The 10,980-nt window shown below is 29.6% G+C and carries 6 protein-coding genes and 1 rRNA gene; 1 reads left to right on the forward strand and 6 read right to left on the reverse strand.

Going from position 1 to position 10,980, the window contains the following annotated elements:
• Window positions 1-287: 287 nt before the first annotated feature.
• Genes CRV03_RS13775 through CRV03_RS13785 form a run of 3 tightly spaced genes read right to left on the reverse strand, consistent with a single transcriptional unit; the run spans window position 288 to window position 5,472 of the window.
• Entirely contained in the window at window positions 288-1,631 is a 1,344-nt protein-coding gene (locus CRV03_RS13775) for an HlyD family type I secretion periplasmic adaptor subunit (protein WP_129085725.1), read from the reverse strand.
• Window positions 1,615-3,816, reverse strand: a complete 2,202-nt coding sequence (locus tag CRV03_RS13780; protein ID WP_129085726.1) for a type I secretion system permease/ATPase — start codon at window positions 3,814-3,816, stop codon at window positions 1,615-1,617. The genes CRV03_RS13775 and CRV03_RS13780 overlap by 17 nt, the downstream gene beginning before the upstream one ends.
• A 12-nt stretch (window positions 3,817-3,828) precedes the next feature.
• A complete protein-coding gene (locus CRV03_RS13785) occupies window positions 3,829-5,472 on the reverse strand; it encodes a TolC family protein (RefSeq protein ID WP_129085727.1) in 1,644 nt (547 codons plus the stop codon).
• Between the two features lie 143 nt (window positions 5,473-5,615).
• Here CRV03_RS13785 and CRV03_RS13790 point away from each other — a divergent pair, with 143 nt between their 5' ends.
• Window positions 5,616-6,305 carry a response regulator transcription factor gene (locus tag CRV03_RS13790; protein ID WP_129085728.1) on the forward strand — a complete coding sequence of 230 codons (690 nt, stop codon included), beginning with the start codon at window positions 5,616-5,618 and terminating at the stop codon, window positions 6,303-6,305.
• Here the strand turns inward: CRV03_RS13790 and CRV03_RS13795 are convergent.
• The 3 genes from CRV03_RS13795 to rrf form a co-directional block, all read right to left on the reverse strand.
• Entirely contained in the window at window positions 6,297-6,620 is a 324-nt protein-coding gene (locus CRV03_RS13795) for a hypothetical protein (protein ID WP_129085729.1), read from the reverse strand. The two genes, CRV03_RS13790 and CRV03_RS13795, sit on opposite strands and share 9 nt — an antisense overlap.
• Window positions 6,621-6,705: 85 nt before the next feature.
• On the reverse strand, window positions 6,706-10,566 hold the full coding sequence (locus tag CRV03_RS13800) for a VCBS domain-containing protein (RefSeq protein ID WP_129085730.1): 3,861 nt from the start codon (window positions 10,564-10,566) through the stop codon (window positions 6,706-6,708).
• Between the two features lie 288 nt (window positions 10,567-10,854).
• A 5S ribosomal RNA gene (gene rrf / locus CRV03_RS13805) occupies window positions 10,855-10,970 on the reverse strand.
• Window positions 10,971-10,980: the final 10 nt, after the last annotated feature.

Genomic DNA, 10,980 nt, shown 5'->3' on the forward strand with positions numbered 1-10,980 from the left:
TTGTAAAAGCATAAGCTTTGTTATTAAAATAGACAAGGATATATTTACAATATATTCTTGTTTGTTGTAATTTCATATTCGGTTTATAAAAGTTATTTACAAACCTTCTAAATTTTAAAAGATCTCCTATTCCTTCGCAACTCTTTCAATCATTTTTGATGTCGTTCCTCTGAAATTGGACGGGAATTATAATAGATTTTTCTCCTCTTGTCAAGGGTTTCTTCTTAATTGAAGCTTAAATTTTGAAAGTTTTAGGGTTTTTAGGGTTTTTATGTCTTTTTTTTCTATTATCTTTCATGTAATGCATTTTGTTTTGTCTTTAATATAGGTTTTAAAATAAAGTCCAATATTGTTTTCTTTCCTGTCTTAATATCAACAGAGGCAATCATCCCTGGAATAATAGGTAACTTTTCCCCATCTTTTTCTAAATAGTTTTTATCTGTTTTAATTACTACTTTATAATATGTCTTATTTTCTTGAGAATCTTCATCTTTTATACTATCTGCTGAAATCTCAACTATTTTTCCTTCTAATCCACCATAAATTGAAAAATCATATGCAGTCAATTTAACCATTGCTTCTTGACTTGGATTTATAAAAGCAATATCTTTAGGGTCTATTTTTACTTCTACCAATAGTGTTTTACTACTTGGTACTATTTCTATTAGGTCTACTCCTGATCTAACTACTCCTCCTATTGTATTAATGTATATTTGTTTTACTATTCCATTTACAGGAGATATCAAAACAGTCTTTTCTATTTTATCTTGAGCAGAAACAAGTTTTGACTCATATTTATTTATTTCAGTATTTAATTTTTGAAGCTCATTAAAAACTTCTGCTTTAAAAGTTTTTATCTTCTCTTCTTTTCTATTTAAAAACTCTTGTACTGCATAGTTCAATCTTGGTATTGATAACTTTACACTTAAGTATTCACCTTCTAATTGGTTATACTCTTTTTTTATTTTTAATAATTCTACTTTTGATTTTGAACCTTTATCAACTAGTCTCTTAATTGTCTTCATCTCTTCTTTTATTAAAAGTAGTCTTTTTCTTAGTTGGTTTAATTGACTTCGTGATTCTACAAGCTCTTGTTTTTTTTGTTTATATTGATTATCTAAAATATTTATAGTACTTTTTAATTCAGATACTCTTTTTTCAAAGAGAACCTCATCATTTATAGCAAAGCCATTTACTTTCTTTTTTAACTCTTCAGGGAAATCAAGTTTGGGTATTTTTTTATTAATATCAATTTTTGATTCAGCTAATAATCTTATCTTTGTTACTAAAAGATGATTATAGATATTCTCACTTTCTTCTAAGCTTGCTTGAAATCTAGTGGTATCTATTTTCATCAAAGCTTGCCCTCTTTTTATTGTATCACCTTCACTAACTAAAATATCAGAGATTATACCTCCATCAAGACTTTGGATAGTTTGTATTTTTTCTGAAGGTATTACCTTACCACTTCCCCTTGCTAGCTCATCTACCTCAGCAAAGAAAGCCCACGTAATAGCAGAGATAAAGAATACAACAATTAAAAAGAATAGTAGAACCATTCTTTTTCCTACTTTTGCATTCTGTTGAGAATATAATGTATTAATAAAATTTACATCATCTTGATTTTTCATCTTCTTTTAAAACTCTCTTTACTATTTTTTTTGAATTTCCAAAGGCAGATATTATTTGAGACTTTGGCCCATCTGCAATAACTTTTCCATCATCTATAACAATTATTCTATCTACTAAAGATAACATTGAAGGTCTATGTGTTACAACTATTACTGTTTTATCTTCAATAATAGATGCTAATCTACTTTTAAAGTGTTCTTCACTTAAATCATCCATTGAATTAGTTGGTTCATCTAGTATCAAAATATTGGGATTTGAAACTATTGCTCTTGCTAAAGTTACAGCTTGTCTTTCTCCTCCACTTAAACCATCACCTCTTTCTCCAACTATAAAGTCATATCCCGCTTGATGTTTACCTAAAAAGTCATGAACACCTGCAATTTTTGAAGCCCTTAGTATTTGTTCATCACTTGCAAACTGATCTGAAATACTTATATTATCTTTTATTGTTCCCATAAATAAAAAAGGTTCTTGAGGAACATATCCTATATTTCTTCTTAAATCTACGGGGTCTATTTGCCTAATTTCTGTACTGTCAATTAAAATTGAACCTTCTGAAGGTTCGTGCAGATTTAATAAAAGTTTGATAAGCGTTGACTTTCCTGAACCAATTTTTCCTATTATCCCTACTTTCTCACCTTTTTTTATTCGTATATTAATATCTCTTAATAATTGAAAGTTTTGTTTATAATAGGAAAAACTAACATTTTTAAATACTATGTCTCCATCAAGTGTTGGTCTACTTAGATAGTGTCCAGAAGAGTTTCTTTCAACTGGCATTTTCATTATCTCATCTATATTATTTAAAGATAGCATTGTTCTATCTAATCTAATTATCATTCCAACTATTTGAGAAACTGGAGCAATAACTCTACTGTTTAAAATCATTGCTGCAATAATAGCCCCTAGTGTAATTCTTCCATCATTTGCTAAAAGAACTCCTCCTGCAACTATACCTATAGTTGATAGATGAGAAATAAATCCTACAAAGTAGTTTACTACTTGAGATAAGTAGTGTGATTTGTTTCCATAATAAGATGTTTGAGATACTGAATTATTCCAGTGGGTTTGCATTCTATTTTGAGCTTTTACACTTTTTATAATCTCTAAACCTGTTACTGCTTCAGTTAAAACAGTTTGTTTAATCTGATCCTCTTTTGCTGCATTTAGAATAGTTTTCTTTAATGGTTTTTGCATAATCCATGAAAAAATAATGGCAACAAGCATAGTAACTAAAGATACATAACCTAAAGGACCACCTATATAAAAGATAATAGTTATAAATAAAACAACAAAAGGTAAATCTACAAATGCTGTAATTGTAGCAGTAGTAAAGAACTCTCTAACACTTTCAAAAGATTGTAATCTACTTACAAAAACTCCTGTTGAAGCAGGTTTAGCATTTAATTTTATATTTAGTAGCTGATTAAAAATAGCTGTTGACATTCTTATATCTGCACGTTTTCCTGCTTGTTCGATAAAATATGCACGCATTAGTTTTAATATAAAATCAAAAACAAGAACTAACGCTATCCCAACTAATAGAACCATTAAGGTATCTACTGCTTTATTAGGAAGTACTCTGTCATAGACATTCATTGTAAATAAAGGAATAGCAAGTACAAAAGTGTTTATAAGAATAGCTGCTAATATCACTAGATAATAAATACCTAGGTTCTTCTTCATCGTATTCCAAAACCATTTTTTATTTTCTTCCACTAGAATATCTTCTTCTACTCTATTTTTAAAGTTGTATGCTGGTTTGATGATTAGCAAGTTTTTTGTATATTCACTTTTAAACTTATCTATGTCTACTCTTACTTCACCTAAACTAACATCTGGGTAAATTAGACTTACTTTTTTTTCTTGCTCATCTATACTTAATATAATGCAAGCTTTATTTGTATTTAAAAGAGCAACGGCAGGAAGACTTAACTCAGAAATACTATCAAAATCTCGTATTGCTGATTTTACAATAAGCCCTATTCTTTTTGCTGATTCAATAAATAAATTAGGGGTCATCAATGACCCATGAATTGCAAGGCCAGAAACTAAAGATTCTCTTGATACTGCTCTTTTATGATATTTTGACAAAAACAGTAGGCACTCTACTAAAGTGTCTACCTTTCTATTTTCAAATAGTTGTTCAAAGTCATAATTTAAGTTCTCTTCTTTAGTTTCCAAAATTTATCCTATCTATTTTGATACAGTTTTTCTAAAATATAAACCAGGAAATTTATTTGATAATCTATCTCTTAGTTTTACAATTTCATCTTTGTTATTTACATCATAAACAATCACTGTATTAAATCCATTTGACTTAATAATTTTAGTTTTATACTCATCACCAAGTTCAGAACTTGCCATTGCTAATTGACTTTTAGCAGTTTGTTCATTTTTAAATGATGCTAAAAATAATACATACTCATCATTTGATGATACTGCTTTTGTAGTAGCACCTTCATCTAATAAAGAAACTAACTCTTCATCAACAGATGTATCTAAAGCTTTAACCTCTTTTTTCTCTACTTTTCTTTCACATGTATTATTGTTTGCATATAAAACAGACTCTTTTAATTGAGACATACTATTAAACATACTAAAATATGCTAAGTCTAAATCAAACTGCGCTGCTACTAAACTCTCTTTTGCACTATTTAAATCTCTTTCAATATTTAATACATCAATAAAAGTTCTTGTTCCTCCTTCGAATTGATCTTTAAATATCGCTAGAACTTGTTCATTATCTTTTATATATAGTTTTAACTCATCTATTTGTTTTTGAACTGAATTAAAAGTAGTATATGCAGCTGTTGCTTCATCAATTACTTGTTTTGTTACAACATCTAACTCTTTTTGAATTTGTTCTAAAAATAGTCTTTCTCTTTGTTGTTTAGCTTTATCTATATTTCCATTATATAGATTATATTTTAATTCGATTCTCGCTGTATATAATTGAGTTCGTTCTTTATCTTCAATATTATCTCTATCATAAAGCCCTTGTGCTTTAAATTTTATTGTAGGATAAAAAGATGCATCTCTTTGACTTACTACAGCTCTTTGTTCCTTAATATTTACAACTTGTTCTAAAATCAAATTATTCTTTACAATAACTTGGTCAACATACTCTTTTAAAGTTTTAGGAACTAGGGAATAATCAATATAAGGTCGACAAACATCACCTTCTGGTTTAACACCTACAAATCTCTCATAAGAGCTTGAAGCAATTTTATAATTATTTGTTTGCTCATGCCATTTACTTTTTGTAAAGTGAATTTTTGCATTTACTTGTGATTTTTGTAAAACTTCTCCACTAATTTCAGCAGTATCTTTTGCAGTTTTTAAATACTCTTCATAAATGAGCAAACTATCATTTGTCACATCTAAAGTATTTTGATATTTCACCATATTTAAATAAGCACTAATACTATCAAAGATTACGTTATCTACAATATTCTCATTTGCATAAGTATTGGATTTATCACGGAACCTTGCTTCATCCATTTCTGAAGTAGTTAAACCACCATCATAAAGTAGTTGCTCAAAATCTAGTTGAATATTCGGACCACCTGAGATATTTGAAGTTTTGTCTCCATCATCGGGATTGATTTTTGTTTTTTTTGTTTGAATATATGTTGTTAAGTCTAATTTAGGATACCAACCACCTTTGGCTTCGTCTAAATAGTACTTAAAAGCTTTGTTATTCTGTATTACAGAAAGGACTTTAGGGTTTGTAGACATAGTAGTCTCAACGGTTTCTTTTAGTGTTACAGCATTCAAGCTTGCTGAGCCTAATAGCATTACAAGAGGAATGCTAAGTTTTATTGCTAAATTTTTCATGACTTATCCTTTAAATTACAAATATCTCTCCTAAACCTTTAAGTTTTGTAAACTTTTTTATTACAATCAATGTAACACACTTTCCTTTAAGATAACTTAAAGTATAATTTTTAAGTGACATAATTTATTATAAATGAGCGATTATGAATTACAACTTGAAAGATATTTTAAAAAACTTGAAAATTGTTGTCGTAAGCAAAGAAGATAATATAGACAAAAAAGAGATTGATATTTTGAATCTTTTCTTTAAAGATATTATTATAATAAATAGTGCAGAAAGAGCCCTTAAAAGATTTGTTTCATTAAGACCAGATGTTATTATCTGTGATATTGAACTTCCTCAAATGAATGGAATTGAATTCTGTAAAATAATTAAAAAAATCAATAATAAAATTCCAATTATTATTTCATCTAAAAAAAGTAAGAAAAAATACCTTTATGAGATGATTAGACTTCAAATAGTAGATTTCATTAAAAAACCAATTAAAGCTGAAGAGTTTATTTTCACATTAAATGAAACAGCTAAATATATATTAAATGGGGGAGATATATCTATTAAACTTAGTAATGGATATATTTATAGTTATAAAAGTAAAACAATTAAAAAAGATGATTCAAAAGAGATAAAACTTACAAAAAATGAATACCGCTTACTTGAATTATTATTAGGTAATAAAGAAAAGACACTTACAACAGAAGAGATATTTCAACATTTATGGGCAGATGAAGATATTACTTGTTCTGCATTTAAATCCTTAGTTTCTCGACTAAGAAATAAAATAGGTAAAGACTCCATAAAAAATAAGTTTGGTATTGGGTACCAACTAGACTAAAGATTCAACCTTAGTTTCATCTACTAATATTTTAAGTTCACTGTCTATTGTAGATATATATGTTGCAAAGTTTTCATCATTATTTGAGGATACTTGTTTCCACTCCCCTTTTTCTAAAGAAGAATTACTCTTTGCTAAATCTAAGTTTAGGATATCATTATCTTGTGTATAGATTTTTAAAGTTTTATTATTGTCAGCTAAAATTAATGCCTGAGCAGTATCTATTCCAGATAAAATATGCTCTGTTTTATAAAGACTAGTATCATTTTGTTCTATTGCATTTTTAAGAATTTCTGCAATATTAATATCTTCCATACCTAATCCTTAATTTTTTAATATTATAACAATAATAAATATAAAAAAAGCCTAACCAAAAAGGTCAGGCTTTTTTATTGTTCAGTTATATAACATTTACATCATTTTCAATTAATAAAGTTACGACATCTGAACCATTTGTTGAAACATAAGCTGTTTCACTCGCTGTACTTTGAGTTGAGTCTACATACCACTTTTCATTTATAGGAGTTCCATTATCATAGTCAGTTTGATTTCCTAAATCTAAATTTATACTATCACCATTATCTCCAACTATTTTTAATGTATTATCTTCATCTGTAATAGCAAGAATATCTTCTACATTAATATTTGAAAGTATGTGATCTCCACTATTCATATTGATTAAATCTAAAGAATTAGGAACTGCATTAGAAGTTAAATCATTTGAAGCATCATCTAATAATCTAACAAAATCAATGTGATCACCATCAGTATCAACTTCGGCTAATGTTAAGACTTGATCAGAAGTAAGTGAATATTTGATACTATAAGAATCAAAATTAAATCCACTATTCGTACTTACTAGCTCTAATTTTGTTAAAGTTAAATCAGAGCCTGTATTGTTTGTATATGAAAAAGTGACAGTACCTACACCTTTTTCAGCAACAAAACTTTCTGATACTACAAGTGTTCCACTTGAATCATAAACATTTGCTGTATGAACAGCACCACCATTATCTGTATATCCAAAAGTAAAATCAAATGATTCTGTATTTTCAATCACAACACCAGTTATTTCTGTTGAAGTAGTATGAATATGATTAGAATTGTCATTTGTTTCAGTTCCAGTAAAACCTTCTCCACTTAAAATTTCAGTTCCACCACCAGTAACTTCTTCATCTAAATCAAGAATGTTAACAGTATAGCTTTGAACATCTGTTAACTCACCATCAGAAACTTGTATATCTAAAGTATATTCAGTAGTAGTTTCATAATCTAATTTATTTGATTCGTTACCTATGTAAGTTATATTACCATTATTATCAATAGCAAATTTATCTGTGTTGTTTAATAATGTGAATGTAAGAGAATCTCCATCTACATCTGTTGCGACAACTGTACCTACATATGCACCAACAGCTGAGTCTTCAATTATATCAAAAGTATCAGCTTGTAACTCTGGTGCTTCATTATCACTTGTACCAGTAATTGTAATAGTTACTGTCTCTGTATCAAAAGCTCCATGATCATCTACTGCTTTAACAGTATATTCAAGGATTAAAGTCTCACCCTCTTCTAGATAATCAAAGGCTTCATTTCCAGAATCAAAACTCCAAGATAAAGTATCCGTTGTTTCTGTATTATCTAAAATTGCAAGAGGAGAAAGAGATAACATCCCTATTACATCTTGATTAGTTGGTTTAGATGTAGCTGTACCTCCTATTGAAACAGAATCAACAGAAGCCGAAACTAAATCTAAAATATCTACATCTGATACAGTAAGTTCTCCATCTGCAGTTAATCCTAAATCTGTCTCTAATAAATCTGCAGTGTCAGGACCACCTGTAATAATTGGAGCATCATTTGTTCCTGTGATTGTCACTGTTACTGTTTTTGTATCTGTTGAGCCATTTCCATCATCTATTGTAATATCAAAGCTCTCTTCTTTTGTCTCTCCGGCACTTAAGTATTGTACAGCTGCATTTGATACTGTGTATTCCCAGCTTACTACTCCTGCTCCATCACCATCATTCCCTTCTGTGATACTTGCTGTTAATACTCCTAATGCTCCTACTGATGCATTCCCTACACTTACTGTATGTCCATCACTTAAATCTACATCTGTAAATGCGATATCTCCACTATCACTTAATACTGGATCACTTGCATCTTCTACTACATCTCCAGCTACTACTGTTGATGCTAACTCTACGACATCATTTGTTCCTGTGATTGTCACTGTTACTGTTTTTGTATCTGTTGAGCCATTTCCATCATCTATTGTAATATCAAAGCTCTCTTCTTTTGTCTCTCCGGCACTTAAGTATTGTACAGCTGCATTTGATACTGTGTATTCCCAGCTTACTACTCCTGCTCCATCACCATCATTCCCTTCTGTGATACTTGCTGTTAATACTCCTAATGCTCCTACTGATGCATTCCCTACACTTACTGTATGTCCATCACTTAAATCTACATCTGTAAATGCGATATCTCCACTATCACTTAATACTGGATCACTTGCATCTTCTACTACATCTCCAGCTACTACTGTTGATGCTAACTCTACGACATCATTTGTTCCTGTGATTGTCACTGTTACTGTTTTTGTTTCACTAGTTGATGACTCATTTATAGAGTTTGTTGAAGATATGAGATTATTATCTACTGCACTTACAACATACTCTAAAACAATTGTTTCACCTTCAGATAAGTAATCGAAATTCTCACTTCCCGAATTAAACTCCCAATTAACACTATTTGATGTTTGAGTATTATCTAAAATTTGATTTGAACTAAAACTAAACATTGATAATGCTTCAGCATTTGTAGGCTTAGTATTAGAAGTACCAGAAATTGTTACAGAATCAACATGCATTGTAACTTCGTCTGTTGTATCAACATCACTTACACTAATTAATCCATTAGTAGTTAAAGCTGTATTTGTTTCATCAATTTGAGGAGAACTAGTGATATCAGTTATAACAGGTTTATCATTTGTTCCTAAAACAGAAAGTGTTATTGTTTTTATATCACTTAAAGAGTTTTCATTACTAGTATCATCATTCTCAAGGTCACCACTAAAACCTCTTAAATCATCAGCTTGATAATCAAAAGATAAAGTTAAAGATTCTCCCACTGCTAGTTTTGAAAAATCTCCTTCTATATTGTATTCCCATTCATTTGTTGTCTCATTAAATACTAAAGAAATAGAAATATCATCAAGTGTTACTCCAGAATTATTGTAATCTACAATATTTTCACTTCCTGAAATAATAGACAAATTATGAGTATTACTAATATCTGCATCTGAGATATTTATAACACCTGTATATTGATTATTAGCTTCTGAACTTGTATCATCAACTCCCTCAAAATCAATTTTAGATGATGTTTCAAAAGATAAATCTCCTTCATTGATTTCATCATTATAAGCACCAATAAATATATTCTCTATCTCTGGTTTATCATTAAGTCCAGCTATTGTTACACCAATAGTAAATGAAGTAGTACCATCAACTAAGCTAACAACAATATTATCAATAATTGATTCACTATCTAATAATCCTTGAACATTTGTTAATGTCTCATCTAAGTCATAAGTCCAGTTACCAGTACTATTGATAGTAAAAATACCATAAGAAGTAGTTAAAGTATTAGGAACAAATGCAAGTCCTGCACTATTTGATATAGTACCAGAGAATACTCCATCTTGACTTTGCCCTGTATCTTCAGTAATTGTGGCTGATATATCTCCTGAAAAAGTAATAATTTCAGCTGCCGCTGGCTCTACAACAATTGGCTCACCTAAACCACCAAAACCTTCAGGATTAGAAGGACCATCAAAGGTAGTTGATAAATCTAAATTATCTCCTTCAAGTTCATCTGCTGTCGCCACATCTGATGATGCTGTTGCACCTGCTGCAGCTGCATCTAAATCTTCAATTGTTCTTAATGAAATTAAAGAATTATTTCCATCAATCACTTCTAAAAGAGGTATTTCCTCACTATTAGTCAATAGCATTACATTTAATCCTCGTAAAATAATAACAACTTCATCTCCATTGCTATCAATAAAAGCGATTTTTACATCGTCATTATTTTCAAGAATTTCAAGGTTTGCGTCTAAATAAGAAGCTCCATTTGAAAGATAAACTTTCAGCGTTTCAATCCCTGTTAATATTAGTTCACCATTTTCAGACTTAGGCAAACTATTTAATTCAACAGTTTGAGTACCATTTTGAATTCTAATTCCTTCATACATGACAGACTCCTTTTTATTTATACTTAATTCTATCACTATTTAATACTTTTGTATTACATTTAAAGTAAAAAATAAAGGGGAATAAAAAAATAAAACTAGAATGAAACTTTTTAATAAATAAAAATTTAATATGAGAGAATAGGAATTTGAAGATAAGAAACGAAGCCCGAAAAATGTAGGCTAAAAAAAAGCTTCACTCAGTTCAACCATAATGTTGAATAGAATGAAGCTTCTATAAAAAAACTGTGCCTTAAAAAGATAAAATCTTTTTGAGAAACAATACTCAAGAGCTGGCAGCGACCTACGTTTCCACAAGGGGGCCCTGCAGTATTATCAGCGCAGAAGTGCTTGACTTCCAGGTTCGGAATGGAGCTGGGTATTACCACTTCGCTAAAACCACCAGCAATATGAGTA

This window comes from Arcobacter sp. F155 (assembly GCF_004116455.1).
GTDB lineage: Bacteria > Campylobacterota > Campylobacteria > Campylobacterales > Arcobacteraceae > Halarcobacter.